Below are 16258 nucleotides of genomic sequence, written 5' to 3'. Positions count from 1 at the left end.
GGGGCGGCTGATGGCCACCCAGATGCGGCCACACACACCGGCGAGCGCAGCGATCGCAGCTATGGAGGCGACTCCCACTCCCCAGTGGGCGAGGGTGAGAATGACGGAGAGAATCCCCAGGAATACAAGAAAATCAAAGAGACGAGCAATGTTCGAGTACGAGGAATCCGTTCGGGGAGTCACTCTTTTCGCCTTTCCTCAGCGGGCATGGACCCGAGTTAGGTTCGACCCCAAGCTTGCCTAGGGGGGTGCGCGTTGCAGAAGCCGCAACAGCGGTGTTGCTCTCGGTTGGCAACACGTCCACAGGTGTTGCCGTTGCAGCAACGGGCATCCTTACTGCACAGTTCTAGCAACTTGCAGAGACGAGCTTTAGAGCCTCTGAACAGGTAGGATGCGGTGTTGCGCCAGCGTCAACGGGGGTGTTGCTAGCGACGCAACGACCAGGGGAGGGGCAGTGTGGGGGCACTAGAGCCGATCGGCGAGTCGGCAAGCGAGGAGAACCGTGCGCTAGCTGAAGCATTGCGGACGCTCTTCGATTCGCTGGGCCTTTCAATGCGGAGGTATGCAGCTCGCTGCTACACGGATCCGGGAACGCTTTCTCGGTACTTCAAAGGAACACGCGTTCCGCCGTGGAACTTCATCGTCAACTTGCTGGCTCACGTAGCTGAGGTGCGCGAGAGCCAGACCAGCGATGAGACAGTGGCGCTTCTACGTCAACTGTATGTGCGTGCCGCTGGAAGCAGCGGGGGAAGCCGAAGGGCAACAGATCTGCAACGGCTACTCGAAGAAGCAGACGAACAGGCGCGCGAAGCAGCCTCCCTGGAACGTCTATTGCGAGCGGCGCTGCACGAGTCACAACAGCAAGTAGACCACCTAAATGTGGAACTAAAGGCGCTGCGCGCGGTGAGGGCAGCCGACCGACAGGCAGCGAAGGCGGAGATCGAACTTTTCACCTCCGAAGCAGAAGATCTACGCAGAGAGAGAGATCAGCTACAGGCAGAAATAGACGTCCTCAAAAAGCAACTAAAAGAAGCGACGAGTGCCCGCATTCTTGCAGAAGAGCGATGCGATCAGCTAGAACGGCAGATTGAGAGCGCCGAAGAGAAGGAAGAACCTACAGCCAAGGCTGAAATACACATCAGCACAACGAAGGAGACACACCCAGCCGAAGAGGCGCGCAAGCGTGCAGCTCAGGAGCACGCCGCTGCACGAGAGCAGATGACAGAAGCCCAAGCAAAAATCGCCGCTCTCCAAAGCGAACTAGACGAAGTGAGACGCGATCGACTTCATCAGGAATCGGCGGCTTCTCTTCGAGATCACCTCATGGCCACCTCACCTGAAGAGCGAGGAGGCAGTAACGACTCACGCAGCCTCGCCGTCCGATTGGGATATGGACCTGATCAGGTACTACGTAGAGTCGACGCCGCCGCCAAAGTGAGTCCCGACGATATGCGCGCCATCCTGACTCGGGCGTTCGACTTGCAGTCAGGCCAAGAGGTCGAACGGACGCGCACTCTCCTTCAGGCGATGCCCGCTCGGATCCAAGAAGTCTGGCACGACATCGTGAAGCATTCCATTACAGGATCCACCATCAGCGGTCAGCGTAAATCTACGGAAGGGTAGCCGAGGGATTGAGTGACTACGTTGACTGTGGGCCCAGCGACCTCCCCAGCTACGCTGGTACGCACCACGTCGGAACGGAGAGTGCTGCGCGGATGGGACCGAAGACGACAAAGGTTTACGAGACGCTCCGCACGCGACTCGCGTCAGGCCGGTACGCCCCCGGGGACAAGCTCCCCTCGGAACGCACGCTCGTAGAAGAACTTGGCATCGGCCGGACAGCTCTACGGCAGGTGCTCGCCCGCCTCGTCTCCGAAGGGCGCTTGGAGGTGCGTGGACGGAGTTCGTATCGGGTGCCGGGCACGGTGAGCGTTCAGCCTCCGGAAGGGCTGGAACCCTGGCGTATTCACGGCGAGCGGGACTTGTACGACAACCGATGGGTCAGACTCCAGCTCTGGGACGTGGAGCCCCCGGGGGTAAAGCGGTTCGAACACCACGTCGTGAGGCTCCACCACGTGGCGGTCACGGCCGTCATCGATGATCAGGACCGGGTTCTGATGATGTGGCGGTACCGCTTCGTCCCGAAACAGTTCGGCTGGGAGCTGCCTGGCGGCATTGTCGACCAGGGGGAGGACCCGGCGGACACGGCGCTGCGGGAAACCATCGAAGAGACGGGGTGGCGTCCCAAGTCTCTGAAACACGTCGTGAGCTATCAGCCCATGGTCGGGATGGTCGACTCGCCTCACGAAATCTTCGTGGGTAACGGCGCTGAGAAGGTTGGTGAGCCGACCGACCTGGAAGAGGCTGGCCACATCGAGTGGGTACCGCTGACGGACATTCCCGGGCTCATGGCGCGCGGTGAGCTGCTGGGCTCAGGAACCCTGGTCGCCCTGCTCCACATCCTGGCGGCTCGACGCACTCAGGGACTCACAACCGCTTAGTGAGCAGGTCGACGCGGCGGCGCTGCCGGACCGAACCGGTCCGGCTCGCCAACAGTCGCGCCTGCCGCAGGTGCTTGCCGGCGTCGTCGTACTCAGCTCGTGTGAGGTGCGCATGGGCCAGGTCAGCATGCAGGCCGCTCCGGGCGCGCACAAAGGTGGGGTCCATCACCTCCAACGCGCTGTAGAGGCTGGTGACCGCCGACTCTTCACCGAGGAGGGCGAGCACGTTGCCCTGCCACCGGGTGAGATGAGCGCCATTCAGGAAGATGCTCAGCATGTCCGGGTCTCGGTCCTCGGGGCCCGGCGGGATCACGGCCATGGCAGCATCCAGCGCGCTCCGGCAGTCGTCCGGCATACCAGCATGGGCGCACATCTCCGCTTCGGCGGCGTGGAGCCATGCCCGCAACCGGGCGGAACCGGATTGCCCGACGGTGCGCTGAGCGTCTCGCACGAGGTCGACAGCGAGCGCCGGCCGCCCCGCCTCACAGAGCACGTAGGCTTGCTCGCCCATCGCGTGTGCTAGGTACATGGGCTCTTCAGCGTCGCGTGCTGCTCGCTTGGCGAGTTCGTAGTGCCGCCACGCCCGATCAACGGCTCCCGAGTCGATTGCCTGCCACGCCGCGAGGGTTGACGCACCGGCGAGTGCGAGCGCGATGGGACGACGCGTGGCGGGTAGTACTGCGAAATTGAGCGCGTCTTCCAGGGCGGCAAGGTGACCGCTCATCTGGTCGACCAGCGCCGCAGCGCCCCTCTGCCGGTCCATGGTACGGAGTAGCTCGGTTTGGTCGTTGAAGGTCTTGACCATGGACTCACTGACGCTGCTGGCCGAGTCGATCCGGCTCAGTAGGTCGTCGTAACCGTCGGCAAACGGTGCCGCCGGCACTGGCGCGGCGTCCCTCAGCTCCGCGTCCGTGACTCCGAGGAGCTGCCGCAGGATCCGTGCGTACCGATCAGAGATGGTGCGCTTGCCGTTCTCCCACTCGGACACGTACACCCGGAGACTTGCGGTCGACGCAACATCCGTGAGGTTCCGCCGGGCGAACTGCTCGATCTCGCGAATCAGGCGTTCCTGCGACCACCCGCGCGCCGACCGCGCGCTTCGAAGTCCCGTACTCACGGGCCACCTCCCAGCGTTGATTCCCCTCGCACCACCTTGCCAGCATGGCGCACATTGCCGCAGGTCAACAGGGGTTAACAGGCCGCATGTTAAGCCCTGTTGGCTACCGGACCCCCTGCCTCTAGAGGTCTTCTGGAGATGCACCAAGGCGGCCGGATCGCCACTCGCTTCAGCGAACCACCTTGACACTGGTGCGCACCAGATGCACTCTGTTGGTGCGCACCAGATTCCAGGCTGGTCCTGGAATGACGGTGCGCAAGACAGCGCCCGGAGGAAAGCACCCGCTCTCGCGGGGGTGAGTACGAAGTGAGCGCGCATTGGTTGAGAACTGAACAGTGATCGTGCGGGGCTGACGCGAGAGCGGCGGTTGTGGTAGGTGCCTAGGGCGAGGGTCCGGGGGCAAACCACCGCGATGGACGAAGCTCTCCCCCTACGCGCCTGGCAGGCGCCACCCGGTCCCGGGTGGTGGGGAAGTACAGCGGGGCCCCAACGCACGTGGCGGCAAGAGTGAGACCGCCCCCGCGACGACCGGGTGATGTCGTCGGCGGCAATGTCAAACCCACCGGCTCCGGAGAAAACCCCCTGATCTGGGGTTCCGCCCGGTGTGGGCCGCCCTGCTGGCGTCAGAGCAGTGACGATGACGCACCCGACTTCAGCGGCCTAGCCGCTACAGCCCCGGCCCGGCCGATCTCGGGCCTATGCCTCGAAAGCAGGCCGGGGCACTCCCGCTGATCAGCGGGTCACTCACCTCTCAAAGGGAGATCGATATGCGTTTCCGTACGAGCCCTTCCCCTGCCGCGTCCAAGATGCAGGACCGCAGCAGCGACGACTTGCAGCGTGAGTACGACCTGATCACTCGCGAGCGCAACGGGGGCCACAACGCACTCAGCGCGATCAACGCGCAGAACGACATCGCTCGTGAACTGGAACGCCGGAACCGCTGACCCGCTCCACAGCCCCGATGGTCGCAGGCCGGGTTCGACTCCCGGCCGGGGCGCGCATCACCGGTCACTTCGTCTGGAGTCCTCATGGCTGTTGTCGAGATCGTCAGCTTCGGCTACCTGCACGACGCGCCGCCGACCGCGCATCTGACCATCGACCTGCGTCACCACTTCCGGGACCCGCACGTGGCCCCGGAACTGCGGTACATGACCGCAGACGACGCCCCGGTCCGGGCGGCGGTGCTGAACACCCCCGGGATCACGGCCCTGGTGGACGCGACCGCGACGGCCGTCGCCGCGTTCGCCTGCGGACCGTCCGCCGGAACCGTGACCGTCGCCGACGGATGCGCTGGCGGACGGCACCGCGCCCCCACCTTCGCCCGCGTCCTGGCGGAGCGGCTGAGCGCCGCCGGGCACCTCGTGCAGGTGCACCACCGCGACATCGACAAGGACGTCGTCCAGCGCTGACGACTGCCCGCCCCGGCCGCACTCACGCGGCCCGCCGCCGCGCCGCTCCCGCGCGCGGCCCCTTCCCCTCTCAACGGCGTGAGCCCCCGGTGCTCGAACACCGGGGGCTCTGTTCGGGCCGTTCCACCTGCTAGGGAGACCACGACCCATGAACCACATCGTCACCGTTCAGGACGCTGTTACCGCGTTCGCCGACTTCATGGAGCCGACGAACGCCGAGCTGGACGCGATCGAGCAGGAGATGCCCGTGATCCTCGCGGACGTCGACCTGCTGGACGCGCACATCGTCACCCTCGACCGCACGCCGACGGAGCTGGACGAGCGCCGCATTCGCCGGGCCCGCCGCCGCGCCCTTGCCGCCCGCGTCGCGCTGGTCAACCGCGCGGCTGGCCGGGCGGGGGGTGCGGCATGACGTACGGCGCGCGGTTGTCCAACAGCTTCGACGGTGAGTGGGAGCTGTACGTCGTCACCGACCGGTTGAGCCTGGACTGGCCCGAGCACTCGTTCGGGCGGACCGGGCCGGTCCCCACCGTGCAGGAACGGGTGGATGCTCTGGCTCAGCTCGGTTACGTCCTCGCGGACGGCGCCGTGTGGGAGTGGCAGGAGTGCTCCACCGGGGTCATGGACCGCGTTGAACTGCTGGCGTCCGTGGACGTCCAGCGCAAGGACGGTGCGGCATGAGCGCCACCGAGACGACCGGCGCGAAGCTGACCCGTGTACAGATCGGGGTGTTGGCCGCCGCGTTCGTGCCGATGCTGGCCACGGGCGTGTTCGGCGGGATCGGCACGTACAGCAACATCGGCCACGCCTACGGCAAGGGCACCGCGCTCGGTGCGCTCGCCGCCGGTGAGGGTGCAACCGCTGTGCTCGCCCTGGTCCTGCTCGGGCTGACCATGCTCGGGCAGTCGTCCCCGCGCATCGTCCGGCTCGGGCTGTGGGCGCTGCCGGCCGCCGCCGCCGTGATGGGCGCGATGGCCGCCCCCGATCCGGGCCGCACCGTGATCTACGCCCTGACCCCGATGGGCATGTCCGTCTCGGCCGAGGGCATGGCGTTCCTGGCCCGCAGGATCGTGGTGCACACCGACGGCCGCGACGCGGAGAACGAACGCCGCACCGCCGATCTGGTGCAAGCCCTCGCCTACCACCGCGCCCGGGCCACTCAACACCCCAGCGACCGCGTGAAGAAGTGGTCCGAGCGGAAGTCGTGGCGCCTGGCCCGCAAGGTCGGCGTCGGCGACACCGCGCTCGGATCGAGGTTGCTGGACGTGCAGCGCGACCGCGTCACCGCCGGCGCCGACGCCGCCCTCGCCTCAATGTTCGGCGGCACCCGACTCGATCCCACCCCGGTCGCGAATGCGGAGGAATCCACCAAGACCGATACGAAACGGTCTATGGCTGACCTGCCGGAATCGACGCCGGACCCGGTGGTGACGCTGACCCGGCTGACCGTGCCCGATCCGGTCGCGGTCGACCTGGGCAAGTCGACTCCACTCCTCAAGCCGCTCCCGCCGGTCGACCCCGCTCCGGTCGCCTCGATCGAAGCGCGCACCGTGCCGGCGGAGTCGACCCGGCCGCGCCGCGCCACCGGCCGTGTGCCGGACGCGGCCAAGCCGACTCGACCCAAGCGCACGCCGGATCAGTTGCTCGCCGAAGCGCGCAAGGTGACGGCCGATTGGCCAGACGCGAAGGTGACCGCCGAGGGCATCCGCCGCGCGGTGCGCACGTCGCCGGCGAACGCCCGGACGCTGCGGGACACCCTGCTCGCCGAGCGCGCCGCTACGGCGGCTGAGGCGGTGGCCTGATGCCTACCGCGTTCGGCAAGTGCTTCGACCCGAACGGCGCCCGGTACGGCATCCCGACCTACCCGTGGCGCTACGCCCCCGACGGCTTGGCCACGCGCCGGCAACTCCGGGCCAAGGGCTTGCGGCCCGGTGGTCAGGAGGTGGTGGCACAGGTCATCCGGTCCAACCGCCGGGCCGGTACCGACCGGGTGGCCTACCTCTACCGCGTGGACCGGGCCAAGCCCGTGCGGCCGATGACGTCGCGCAAGTGGGGCGCGCTGGCGCTGGCGATGCTCGCCCGCCGCACGTGCCGGGAGTGCGGTGTCACCTACGGCTACTGCCTGCCGACCTCCCTTGGCATGTGCATCGTCTGCGCCTTCCCCGACCAGTACGGACCGGAAAGGAGCGTCTGACCATGCGCAACGCCGATATCCGCCGATTGGATCGCGCGATCCAGTCGACGGAGAAGAAGTTGGAAGCGGTCCGCCGGGGTGAGTGGTGGCCGCTGACCGGCAGTGAGCGCCGGGCGATGGCCCGGGCACTGGCCGTCGGCGGCTACAAGGTCGCCCGGGGCCGCAGCGCCGGCCGTGAGGAACGCCGGATGGACGTCACCGGCAACGCGGCCGAGACGCGGCTGAACGCGGAACTGACCGCCCTGCACGCCGAACGGCAAAGGCTCATGACCGAGGGGGCCCGCGCGAGGGCGGCCAAGAAGTCGTCGGGGTGGTGGTGAGCGTGGCCAAGCCGCTGGAGACGCCGCCCGGTGAGTGCCCGCAGTGCTGGCAGCACGCCCACGACCGCAGCATTCACCGCAAGCTCAAGCCGCGCGAGGACTGCCCGCAGTGCGTTGACCACATGGTCAACGGCCACCCCTACCTCGTGCCCAAGAAGTCGCGTTGGTGGTGACCACGCCCGCCGCGTGACGCTCCCCGCACGTCTGCGCTGCCCCGGGGTGGCCGTCCCTGCCACGGACCCGGCCACCCCGGCTCTCTCCCTCACTCCCGCCCCCGCTGGGGGCAGTCAGGAGAACTTCCAGCATGTCTGAGAACGTCGTCCACCTCCACAAGCCCACCGACCCCCCGACCCCGGACACGGCCCCCACCGTGCTCACGGTCGTGCCCGACGCGCCGCCCGCGCGGCCCGTGCCGCTCTGGGTGCGCTCCGGACGCGCGGTGAAGACGGCCGTGACGCACGAGCGGACGAAGACGGTTGTCCGTGCGACGGCCCGGCACGGCCTCTACACCCTCAACGGGGGCCGGATCGTGGCCCGCCGGGCGTGGGACGGCCGTACCGGCTCACGGTACGAGCGGATGATCCGGGCGGCGGAAGCCGCGGGGAACCTCGAAGCGGCCGAGGAGTGGGAAGAGCGGTTGCAGCGCTTCCGCGCCGCCCGCCACCACCGCCGCATGGACCTGCTCCACTCCCCGGTCGACGCGGCCAAGGGCGTGGCCGTCGGCGCCGGGATGAGCATCGGTGTCCTGGTCGCCCTGGGGGTCGTGATGGCGATCAGCACCGGCCAGGCCGGGGACGTCATCACCCCGCTCGCGGCAACGGTCGACTTCATCGCCCTGCTGATCCGGATCGTGCAGATCGTATGGGGACCGGCGCTGACGATCGGCCCGTTCCTGGCGCTGCTGGCGCTGTGGTCGGTCGGGCGCAAGCAGCACGCCGCCCCCGCCTGGGCCCTCCCGGCGAACGTCCGGTCGGGTGAGGGTGAGCCGATCACCCCGTCCATCGTGGTCAAGGCCCTGCGCGACCTCGGAGTGCCCGCCCTGGCCCGGGCCATCAAGGAGATGGGCGACGCCGGCGCCTCGATGCTCGGGCCGATCACCATCGCCGGATGCGGCGTGGAAGTCGACGTGACGCTTCCCTCCGGGGTGGCCACGAACGAGGTCCAGAACAAGCGCAGGAAGCTCGCCGAAAACCTGACCCGGCACGAGCACGAGGTGTTCATCACCATCCCCCAGGCGGCGCGGACGGTGCGGCTGTGGATCGCCGACTCGGGCGCGCTGGATGAGCCGATCGGCCCGTCCCCGCTGGTCACCGACGAGACGATGACCGCCGACTACACCAAGGGCAAGGCGCCGTGGGGTCAGGACCTGCGCGGGGACGCCGCCGCCCTGTCCCTCTACCAGCGCCACCTGCTCATCACGGGCCTGTCGAACCAGGGCAAGACCGTGGCCCTGCGCTCCCTGGCTCTGTGGCTGGCGCTGGACAAGTCGGTGCGGTTCCTCATGGGCGACCTCAAGGGCGTCGGGGACTGGGCCATGTTCGACGGCCTCGCCGACACGCTGATCCAGGGTCCGACGGATGAGCACGTGATCCAGGTGACCGAGATGGTCGAGAGCGCGGTCGACGAGATGAACCGCCGGATCCAGGCCCCGCCCGGCACGGTGTTCCCGCCGCTGATCGTGCTGGTCGACGAAGCGCAGGTCGCCTTCATGTGCCCGGCCAAGGACGCCGACAAGCGCCCCTACGGCGGCTCGAAGGCCAACTCCCGGTACTTCATGGCCGTCCGGAAGATCCACAACCAGGGCCGTGCGGTCAACGTCCTGATGTGGCAGGGCACGCAGGACCCGACCAACGAGAACCTGCCCAAGCTGGTGCGCGAGGGCGCTCACACCCGCGCCTCCCTCGCCCTCGGCACCGAGTCCCAGGCCCGCATGGCGCTCGGGGACAAGGCCGTCGACGGTGGTGCGGCACCGAACCTGCTCCGTCCCGGGCTGGACCGGGGAACCCTGGTCGTTGCCTCCGACGGGATCACGATCCCGGCGGGGCAGTCGTCCATCACGGTGCGCACGCACTACATCGACGACGACGCGGCCGTGGCCATCACCGACCGGGCCAAGGCCCTGCGCGACGGGGTCACCACCCTGCACGCCATCGACCGGGGCACGGACCACGACCCGCTCGCCGACATCGCCGCCGTTGTCGGCGACGCGCTCCGGGTGCGCACGAAGGACGTGCTGGCGCGGCTCGCGGCGCGGAACCCGGACGCCTACGGCGGCTGGTCGTTCCTCGACCTCAAGCGCGTCCTCGACGACGCCGGCGCCGGCCCGTACAAGTCCGACGGCGTCATGTGCGTCGCCCGTGGCCGCGTCCTGGGCGCCCTCGCCGACCGCGACAACGAGGGTTCCGCTTCCGCCGAATGACGGCAGGGAGCCGACCCCCGGCAGGGCAGGGAGGCAGGGAGAACTCCCTGACCCCCTCCCTGCCCCACCTCCCTGGCCCTGACCTGCACGAATGATCGTTCAGGGAGTCAGGGAGGCACGCAGGTCAGACCCGCAAAACACCCCTCCACACGGCACCCCGAAGGGGGTGCCGCTGCCTCCCTGGCCACGCGCCGGAAGGGATTCCACATGTACCCCGACCACACCCCGCACCCGCCTGCCGAGCGGGCCGTGGAAGTCCACCACCCGACCCCGCTCCCGCCCGCCGTGCCGGCGTCGGCGTCGGCGCCGGTCGTACCGGCCCAACCGGGCACGGGTCCGGCGGTGGCGAGCATCGTCCTGCCGGACGGCCGCGTCGTCACCGGATACGCCATCAGCCCCGCCCACCCCGAGCCGCTCGCGGCCAAGCCGGCCGTCTCCCGCGCGGCGGTGAACGTCGCCCTGGGAGGCGTCGGGTTCCTCGCGGTGTGCGGCGGACTGATCCTGCTCACCTCGTTCATCGCCGCACTCACCGCGTTCATCACCCAACTGATCACCCTCGCCGCCGTGATCTTCGGCGGATGGATCGCCGTACAGATCTTCAGCGCGAGCGGCCACCGGGGCGGGACCACGGTGAACATCCGCAAGGCCGTGATCAAGCGCAACCACTTCCGCCACTGACCGGAGGCAGGACGCATGTCCGGGCTCCACTGGCACGCCTACGCGTGGAACGGCAGGGAACGGCCGCCGGACAACGACCGCCGCAAGCCCGCCCTTCCCCTCCCCCCGATGCACGTCGGGCACTGGCTGCTCAAACCCGCCAGGCTCCTGCGCGCCACCTACCCCGCCCCCGACACCGGCCAGGACGCCTACGGGTGGCTGCGGGCCGAACTCGATGCCTTCCCCCGCAACCCCCGGGACCTGCCCGCGAGCGTCCAACTCGCCTACGCCCGTGGCTGTCTCGATCGGGCCACGGATGTGGTGTGGGGCTACTGGTCGGCCACCGGGCTCTACATCGCACGAGCCCTGATCACCTGCCCCCGCACCGGCATCCCCTGTCCCCACAGCACGGACACACCAAGGGCGGCCCCTCCGTCTCGCCAAAGTCGCGGGGCCGCCCTTGCCCAACTGCCAATCAACTGACCTGTTGGAGGTCTCCAGCATGACGCAACCCACCACCATCCGGCGAGTGCGCGCCCCACGGCCGCGCCTACTGGATCTGTTCTGCTGCGCCGGCGGCGCCGCCGTGGGCTACGCCCGCGCCGGATTCGCGGTCGACGGCTGCGACAACGCCGACCGACCCAACTACCCCTTCCCCCGCCACCACGGCGACGCCCTCGCCTACCTCGCCCACCTCATCGCCACCGGCGAGATCCGCCGGTACGCGTTCGTGCACGCCTCCCCGCCCTGCCAGCACGGCTGCGCCCTCACCGTGGGCACGAACGCCTCGCAGGGCTGGGGCCGCACGCACGTCGACCTCGTCGCCCCCACCCGCAAGCTGCTGGACGCCACGGGCCTGCCGTACGTGATCGAGCAGCCCAACGGCCGCGCGAAGATCCGCAAAGACCTCACCCTGTGCGGGGAGATGTTCGGTCTCGGAGTGATCCGGCACCGCAACTTCGAGGCCGGCGGCTGGACCGCCCCGCAGCCCGCCCACCGGCCGCACCGGGGCCGGGTGCGCGGCTACCGGCACGGCCGCTTCTACGACGGCCCCTACGTGGCCGCCTACGGCAACGGCGGCGGAAAGCCCAGCATCCCCGAGCTGCAAGCGGCGATGGGCATCGACTGGACCGACGTCCGCGAGGAACTGACCGAGGCCATCCCGCCCGCCTACACCGAACACATCGGCGCCGCGTTCCTCGCCACCACCACGCTGGAGGTGGCGGCATGAGCGCGACGCTGCACCCCCAGCACGCGGCGCTGAGCCTCGCCGCATCCGGCGTGCCTGTACTGCCCCTACGCCGGGGCAAGGTCCCGTTCGGCAACTGCACGGCGTGCGCGGACAACGCGTGCGGCGGCCGGCCGAACATGAGGGTCCCGGGCCCGTGCCGGTGCCCGGCCCCCTGCCACGCGTGGGCCGCCGCCACCACCGACCCGGCCGTCATCGTCTCACCCGCGTGGGCGGCGGCGTGGCGGCAGGCGGTGTGCGTCGCCTACCACCCCGGCGGCGCCGACCTGACCGTGGTCGACCTGGACGACGCGGATGCCATCCGGTGGGCCCGCACCGCGCTGCCCGCCACGCGGATCGTGCCGACGACGCGCGGTGAGCACTGGATCTACCGGGGCGCCATGGCGTCCCGCAATGCGGTGCGGCCCGGGGTCGACATCAAGTCGTCCATGGCTTACGCCCGTTGGCTCGGACCCGGTGTCGGCGTCATGGCCGCTCTGCCGGACGCTGTACGCGCCCTGGCAGTAAAGGAGCCGCCCCCCGCCCCCAGGGCGGCACAGGCGCTCTCAGGGCTCGTGGGCGGCGGTCAGGGGGAGTGCCCGCACCGCACGCCCGCGTTCCTGGAACGGGGCGTCGCCATGGCGGAGCAGCGCATCACGGAGGCGTCTAGTGCGGTCCACGCGACCGTGTACCGGGCGTTCCTCGCGGTGCTGTCCCGGCACGGTCGGTGCGGCTGCCTCACCGACGCCCACGTCGCCCGGCTGTTCACCGCCGCGCAGGCCAAGGGCGAGACGGCCCGGCACTGCGCGGACGCGTGGACCAACGCCCGCACCACGTTGGGACTGTGACATGTCCGAGGACGAGAAGACGCCGGGCCGCGAGGTCATCACCGAGTACGCGCAGGCCCATTTCCGCTACTTCCGCACCGTCGACGGCACCGTCTACGCCCAGCGCAACGGCCACCCCGTGGCCCGCCCGATCCGCTCCCAGGGCACCACCGGAAGCCACCGGCAGGAACTCATGGTGGGCCTGTTCCAGGACGGGGTCGGCGTATTCAACGGCACCGCCTTGAAGGAGGCACTGGACTTGATCGAAGCACTCGCCCTCTCCCAGGACGTGCAGGCCACCCACATCCGTGTGGCACCCGGCTCGGACGGGGCCACCTGGCTCGACCTCGGCCGCGACGACGGCCAGTCCGTGCGCATCCACCCCACCGGCTGGACCATCGCCATTCCCGACCCCGCCGAGGTCTGCTGGAGGCGCACCCAGCTCACCGGCGAACTGCCCCTGCCCGCCAAGGACACCGCCGGGCAGGGCATCGACGCTCTGCTGAGGCTGACCAACTTCGCCACCCCCGACACCGAATGCTTGGCGCTGGCCTGGCTCGTCGGCTGCCTGGAGCCGGGCGTCCCCGTGCCGGCGCCGTTCCTCACCGGCCCCCAGGGCGCCGGCAAGTCCACCGCGGGCCGCATGCTCGTGCGCATTATCGAGGGCATGAGCGGCGACCTGCGCCGCGCGCCCAAGGATGAGGAGAGCCTGATCACCGCCGTGGCGGCGGGCTGGATCACCGCTCTGGACAACCTCTCCCACCTGGCCCCCGACCTGTCCGACCTCATGTGCTGCATCGTCACCGGAGCCGAGTCCATCAAGCGCGCCCTGTTCAGCGACGGCGACGTGTACCGCTCCCGCTACCGCCGCCCCCTGCTCCTGACCGGCATCGACGTCGGCGTCATCCGCCCCGACCTGGCCGAACGCCTCCTGCCGCTGCGCCTGGAACGCCCGACGGTGCGGCGCACCGAAGCGGAACTGTGGGCCGACTTCACAATCGCCCTGCCCGTCATCCTCGGCTCGCTCCTCGACCTCACCGTCAAGGTCCGCGCCGCAACCGCCCCCACCCCCACCGACCTGCGCATGGCCGACTTCGCCCACCTGTGCGCGCAGTTCGACACGGCCACCGGCCTCGCCTCACTGCCCGCCTACCGGGCCAGCCTCGACGAACTGAACGACGACGTGATCGAGGGCGACCTCCTCGCACAGACCGTCCTGCACCACGCCGCCGGACTCGAACCGGGCACAGAGCAGCGCATGACCTCCTCCGAATGGCTGGACTGCCTCAGCCGCCTCCACAGCGGCGAGGACTGCCGTCCCCTGCCCAAGGGCTGGCCCACCACCGGCAAAGTCCTCTCCGACCGGCTCAAGCGACTCCAGCCCACCTTCGCCGCCCGAGGCGTCGTCATCGACTGGGGACGCACCCGCACCGCCCGCTACATCTCCATGACCCGCCCCGTACCCGAGCCCTTGCACCAGCAGGGCGCCCTGCACTGACAGCACGCTCGGCTGCACGACAAGCAAGAGGAGCACCCGGCGCCCTGGTGCTCCTCTTGCTGTTCGGCGACAGCCGCCCCAAGGACGCGCCGCGAAGCGGCTCCTTCTTTAACACCGCAGCGCACTACAAACAGGACCACCCCCCTCTCTTGTCCTAAGAGAGAGCCCCTGCGTCACCACGTCATCCATCACCACGAGGACGGCCCCTGACCTGCTCGAACGAGCGTGACACAGACACCCCGAACCCGCGTCACACCACGTCACCCGCGTCACAGCCCGTGACACACGCACCCGGCCGTGACAGACACCCGACGCCGCCGAGTCACACAAACCCCCAGGTCACAGACTCGCATGACGCGTTTGACGCAGTGACGCAGAAATCCGCACCTCGGACACACCACCACCCCGAGATCAACCAGACCGAGGAGTAGCAACGATGGCCCGCCCCAAAATGCTCAAGCTCCCCGAAGTCCTCGAAGAGATCGAGATGAGCCGCGCCGCCTTCTACCGCATGCGCGCCCGTGGCAAGGCCCCCAAGCTCATCAAACTCCCCAACGGGCATATTCGGTGCCGCCGCAGCGACCTTGACGCGTGGTGGGCCACGCACGAGATCGCAGCCTGATCCCCTGACCGCAACGGCAGGGCTCCGCCATGGCGGGGCCCTTTCGCAGGAAGGCCCCCGATGGGCAAGACGTACGACGTTCGAATCTGGTCCATCCGACAACGGAAGGACCGTGGACAGACCTCTGCGGAATTGCGCTGGAAGACGGGCGACATTCCGCACTCTCAGACTTTCCGCACCAAGACACTGGCACAGGGCCGCCGCGCCGAACTGCTGCGGGCGGCTCACGCCGGCGAGCCCTTCGATGAGACCACCGGGGCGCCGCTCTCCGAGTTGCGGCAGCGCAACGACGTCAGTTGGTACCGGCACGCCCGCGAGTACATCGAGATGAAGTGGCAGCACTCCCCCGGCTCCACACGTCGGACGCTCGCGGAAGCCATGGCCACCATTGCACCCGCTCTCGTCAGGGACACCAAGGGCATGGCGGATGCTCAGACGGTACGGACGGCCCTCTATAGCTGGGCATTCAACGTGAGCCGCCGTGACCAGGAACCGCCGGACGACGTGGCCGCCGTGCTGGCATGGTTCGAGCGGAAGTCCCTGCCCACGTCCGCGCTGGCCGACCGGATGAAAGTACGCGCCGCCCTGAACGCCTTGACCAAGAAGCTGGACGGCACCACGGCGGCAGCGTCGACCATCCGCCGGAAGCGGGCCATCTTTCACAACGCTCTCGGCTACGCCGTTGACGCTGGACGCTTGACGGAAAACCCCTTGCCACAGGTGCAGTGGAAGTCTCCGGAGCAGGTAGCGGAGGAACTGGACCCCGCTTCAGTGCCGGACCCCCGGCAGGCTCTCGCGCTACTCGACGCTGTGCGCACGCAGAGCCCTCGTGGGCGGCGCCTGGTCGCGTTCTTCGGCTGCATGTACTACGCGGCGGCACGGCCGGCGGAAGTCATCGGCCTGCGCCTCCAGGACTGTGACCTGCCCCGCCGGGGGTGGGGCACTCTGCGACTCCGGGAGACTCGCCCACGCTCGGGTTCGGCCTGGACGGACAGCGGCGAGGCTCACGACCGGCGTGGGCTGAAGCACCGCCCCCGGAAGGCCGTCCGCACCGTTCCGATCCCGCCCGATCTCGTGAACCTGCTCCGGTGGCACGTCACCGCGTACGGCGTCGCCCCCGACGGGAGGCTGTTCCGGACGCAACGCGGCGGGCTCATCCAGGACACCGGATACGGCGAAGTGTGGGCGGAAGCCCGTGCGCGTGCTCTCACGCCCGCTCAGTGCGCGTCGCTGCTGGCGAAGCGTCCATATGATCTTCGCCACGCCGCGGTATCCACGTGGCTCAGTTCCGGGGTGGAGCCGCAGGAGGTCGCCGCGCGCGCCGGTCACAGCGTGGCCGTGCTGTTCCGGGTCTACGCCAAGTGCCTGGACGGCGGCGCCGCCACAGCGAACGCCCGGATCGAGCGGGCGCTGAAGAACGGCAGCTAGGAGAAGCGGAAGCTGCCCCACGCCTGCCCCACACCGAC

General features: G+C 69.1%; 19 protein-coding genes. 18 read left to right on the top strand and 1 reads right to left on the bottom strand.

Going from position 1 to position 16258, the window contains the following annotated elements:
* Nucleotides 1-669 precede the first annotated feature (669 nt).
* Together ACFIF2_RS08845 and ACFIF2_RS08840 are read left to right on the top strand one after the other, a co-directional pair.
* Nucleotides 670-1623 (top strand): hypothetical protein, encoded by a 954-nt coding sequence (locus ACFIF2_RS08845; protein ID WP_395571990.1) that lies wholly within the window; start codon nucleotides 670-672, stop codon nucleotides 1621-1623.
* A 92-nt stretch (nucleotides 1624-1715) separates the two neighbouring features.
* The gene (locus tag ACFIF2_RS08840) at nucleotides 1716-2501 is read left to right on the top strand and encodes an NUDIX domain-containing protein (RefSeq protein ID WP_395571989.1); all 786 of its coding nucleotides are present in this window, start codon (nucleotides 1716-1718) and stop codon (nucleotides 2499-2501) included.
* Here the strand turns inward: ACFIF2_RS08840 and ACFIF2_RS08835 are convergent.
* Nucleotides 2488-3495: an XRE family transcriptional regulator gene (locus ACFIF2_RS08835; RefSeq protein ID WP_395572206.1), complete on the bottom strand. Its 1008-nt coding sequence runs from the start codon at nucleotides 3493-3495 to the stop codon at nucleotides 2488-2490. The two genes, ACFIF2_RS08840 and ACFIF2_RS08835, sit on opposite strands and share 14 nt — an antisense overlap.
* A gap of 890 nt (nucleotides 3496-4385) precedes the next feature.
* Between ACFIF2_RS08835 and ACFIF2_RS08830 the strand changes: the two genes are divergently transcribed.
* The 16 genes from ACFIF2_RS08830 to ACFIF2_RS08755 all read left to right on the top strand — a co-directional run bounded on the left by ACFIF2_RS08830 (nucleotide 4386) and on the right by ACFIF2_RS08755 (nucleotide 16220).
* Nucleotides 4386-4562 carry a hypothetical protein gene (locus tag ACFIF2_RS08830; protein ID WP_395571988.1) on the top strand — a complete coding sequence of 59 codons (177 nt, stop codon included), beginning with the start codon at nucleotides 4386-4388 and terminating at the stop codon, nucleotides 4560-4562.
* Between the two features lie 84 nt (nucleotides 4563-4646).
* Nucleotides 4647-5027, top strand: a complete 381-nt coding sequence (locus tag ACFIF2_RS08825; protein WP_395571987.1) for an ATPase — start codon at nucleotides 4647-4649, stop codon at nucleotides 5025-5027.
* A gap of 148 nt (nucleotides 5028-5175) precedes the next feature.
* A complete protein-coding gene (locus tag ACFIF2_RS08820; RefSeq protein WP_395571986.1) occupies nucleotides 5176-5439 on the top strand; it encodes a DUF6284 family protein in 264 nt (87 codons plus the stop codon).
* Nucleotides 5436-5708, top strand: a complete 273-nt coding sequence (locus tag ACFIF2_RS08815; protein WP_395571985.1) for a DUF6303 family protein — start codon at nucleotides 5436-5438, stop codon at nucleotides 5706-5708. The genes ACFIF2_RS08820 and ACFIF2_RS08815 overlap by 4 nt, the downstream gene beginning before the upstream one ends.
* Entirely contained in the window at nucleotides 5705-6829 is a 1125-nt protein-coding gene (locus ACFIF2_RS08810; RefSeq protein WP_395571984.1) for a conjugal transfer protein, read from the top strand. Before ACFIF2_RS08815 ends, ACFIF2_RS08810 begins: the two co-directional genes overlap by 4 nt.
* Nucleotides 6829-7221: an RRQRL motif-containing zinc-binding protein gene (locus ACFIF2_RS08805; protein ID WP_395571983.1), complete on the top strand. Its 393-nt coding sequence runs from the start codon at nucleotides 6829-6831 to the stop codon at nucleotides 7219-7221. Before ACFIF2_RS08810 ends, ACFIF2_RS08805 begins: the two co-directional genes overlap by 1 nt.
* 2 nt (nucleotides 7222-7223) lie before the next feature.
* Entirely contained in the window at nucleotides 7224-7541 is a 318-nt protein-coding gene (locus ACFIF2_RS08800) for a hypothetical protein (RefSeq protein ID WP_395571982.1), read from the top strand.
* The gene (locus ACFIF2_RS08795; protein ID WP_395571981.1) at nucleotides 7532-7714 is read left to right on the top strand and encodes a pRL2-8; all 183 of its coding nucleotides are present in this window, start codon (nucleotides 7532-7534) and stop codon (nucleotides 7712-7714) included. The genes ACFIF2_RS08800 and ACFIF2_RS08795 overlap by 10 nt, the downstream gene beginning before the upstream one ends.
* 131 nt (nucleotides 7715-7845) lie before the next feature.
* Nucleotides 7846-9960: an FtsK/SpoIIIE domain-containing protein gene (locus ACFIF2_RS08790; protein ID WP_395571980.1), complete on the top strand. Its 2115-nt coding sequence runs from the start codon at nucleotides 7846-7848 to the stop codon at nucleotides 9958-9960.
* Nucleotides 9961-10167: 207 nt separating this feature from the next.
* Nucleotides 10168-10638, top strand: coding sequence for a hypothetical protein (locus ACFIF2_RS08785; RefSeq protein ID WP_395571979.1), 471 nt, complete (start codon nucleotides 10168-10170; stop codon nucleotides 10636-10638).
* A gap of 15 nt (nucleotides 10639-10653) precedes the next feature.
* Nucleotides 10654-11100 carry a hypothetical protein gene (locus ACFIF2_RS08780; RefSeq protein ID WP_395571978.1) on the top strand — a complete coding sequence of 149 codons (447 nt, stop codon included), beginning with the start codon at nucleotides 10654-10656 and terminating at the stop codon, nucleotides 11098-11100.
* Nucleotides 11101-11119: 19 nt separating this feature from the next.
* A complete protein-coding gene (locus ACFIF2_RS08775) occupies nucleotides 11120-11848 on the top strand; it encodes a DNA methylase (protein WP_395571977.1) in 729 nt (242 codons plus the stop codon).
* Nucleotides 11845-12693: a bifunctional DNA primase/polymerase gene (locus ACFIF2_RS08770; protein WP_395571976.1), complete on the top strand. Its 849-nt coding sequence runs from the start codon at nucleotides 11845-11847 to the stop codon at nucleotides 12691-12693. Before ACFIF2_RS08775 ends, ACFIF2_RS08770 begins: the two co-directional genes overlap by 4 nt.
* Before the next feature lies 1 nt (nucleotide 12694).
* Complete coding sequence (locus ACFIF2_RS08765; RefSeq protein WP_395571975.1) at nucleotides 12695-14170, top strand: ATP-binding protein; 1476 nt, start codon at nucleotides 12695-12697, stop codon at nucleotides 14168-14170.
* Nucleotides 14171-14606: 436 nt separating this feature from the next.
* A complete protein-coding gene (locus tag ACFIF2_RS08760) occupies nucleotides 14607-14792 on the top strand; it encodes a helix-turn-helix domain-containing protein (RefSeq protein ID WP_308884014.1) in 186 nt (61 codons plus the stop codon).
* A 60-nt stretch (nucleotides 14793-14852) separates the two neighbouring features.
* The gene (locus ACFIF2_RS08755) at nucleotides 14853-16220 is read left to right on the top strand and encodes a tyrosine-type recombinase/integrase (RefSeq protein ID WP_395571974.1); all 1368 of its coding nucleotides are present in this window, start codon (nucleotides 14853-14855) and stop codon (nucleotides 16218-16220) included.
* Nucleotides 16221-16258 lie beyond the last annotated feature (38 nt).

Origin of the sequence: Streptomyces sp. BK79 (assembly GCF_044142145.1) — a bacterium.
Classification (GTDB): Bacteria; Actinomycetota; Actinomycetes; order Streptomycetales; family Streptomycetaceae; genus Streptomyces.
The sequence above is the reverse complement of the archived record's forward strand: the minus strand, read 5'-3'. Positions and strand labels throughout refer to the sequence as shown.

Coding starts and splice junctions, on each gene's coding strand:
- ACFIF2_RS08780 (WP_395571978.1), top strand. CDS start 10,654: ATGTCCGGGCTCCACTGGCACGCCTACGCGTGGAACGGCAGGGAACGG.
- ACFIF2_RS08815 (WP_395571985.1), top strand. CDS start 5,436: ATGACGTACGGCGCGCGGTTGTCCAACAGCTTCGACGGTGAGTGGGAG.
- ACFIF2_RS08810 (WP_395571984.1), top strand. CDS start 5,705: ATGAGCGCCACCGAGACGACCGGCGCGAAGCTGACCCGTGTACAGATC.
- ACFIF2_RS08820 (WP_395571986.1), top strand. CDS start 5,176: ATGAACCACATCGTCACCGTTCAGGACGCTGTTACCGCGTTCGCCGAC.
- ACFIF2_RS08765 (WP_395571975.1), top strand. CDS start 12,695: ATGTCCGAGGACGAGAAGACGCCGGGCCGCGAGGTCATCACCGAGTAC.
- ACFIF2_RS08825 (WP_395571987.1), top strand. CDS start 4,647: ATGGCTGTTGTCGAGATCGTCAGCTTCGGCTACCTGCACGACGCGCCG.
- ACFIF2_RS08755 (WP_395571974.1), top strand. CDS start 14,853: ATGGGCAAGACGTACGACGTTCGAATCTGGTCCATCCGACAACGGAAG.
- ACFIF2_RS08785 (WP_395571979.1), top strand. CDS start 10,168: ATGTACCCCGACCACACCCCGCACCCGCCTGCCGAGCGGGCCGTGGAA.
- ACFIF2_RS08775 (WP_395571977.1), top strand. CDS start 11,120: ATGACGCAACCCACCACCATCCGGCGAGTGCGCGCCCCACGGCCGCGC.
- ACFIF2_RS08805 (WP_395571983.1), top strand. CDS start 6,829: ATGCCTACCGCGTTCGGCAAGTGCTTCGACCCGAACGGCGCCCGGTAC.
- ACFIF2_RS08800 (WP_395571982.1), top strand. CDS start 7,224: ATGCGCAACGCCGATATCCGCCGATTGGATCGCGCGATCCAGTCGACG.
- ACFIF2_RS08790 (WP_395571980.1), top strand. CDS start 7,846: ATGTCTGAGAACGTCGTCCACCTCCACAAGCCCACCGACCCCCCGACC.
- ACFIF2_RS08770 (WP_395571976.1), top strand. CDS start 11,845: ATGAGCGCGACGCTGCACCCCCAGCACGCGGCGCTGAGCCTCGCCGCA.
- ACFIF2_RS08840 (WP_395571989.1), top strand. CDS start 1,716: ATGGGACCGAAGACGACAAAGGTTTACGAGACGCTCCGCACGCGACTC.
- ACFIF2_RS08830 (WP_395571988.1), top strand. CDS start 4,386: ATGCGTTTCCGTACGAGCCCTTCCCCTGCCGCGTCCAAGATGCAGGAC.
- ACFIF2_RS08760 (WP_308884014.1), top strand. CDS start 14,607: ATGGCCCGCCCCAAAATGCTCAAGCTCCCCGAAGTCCTCGAAGAGATC.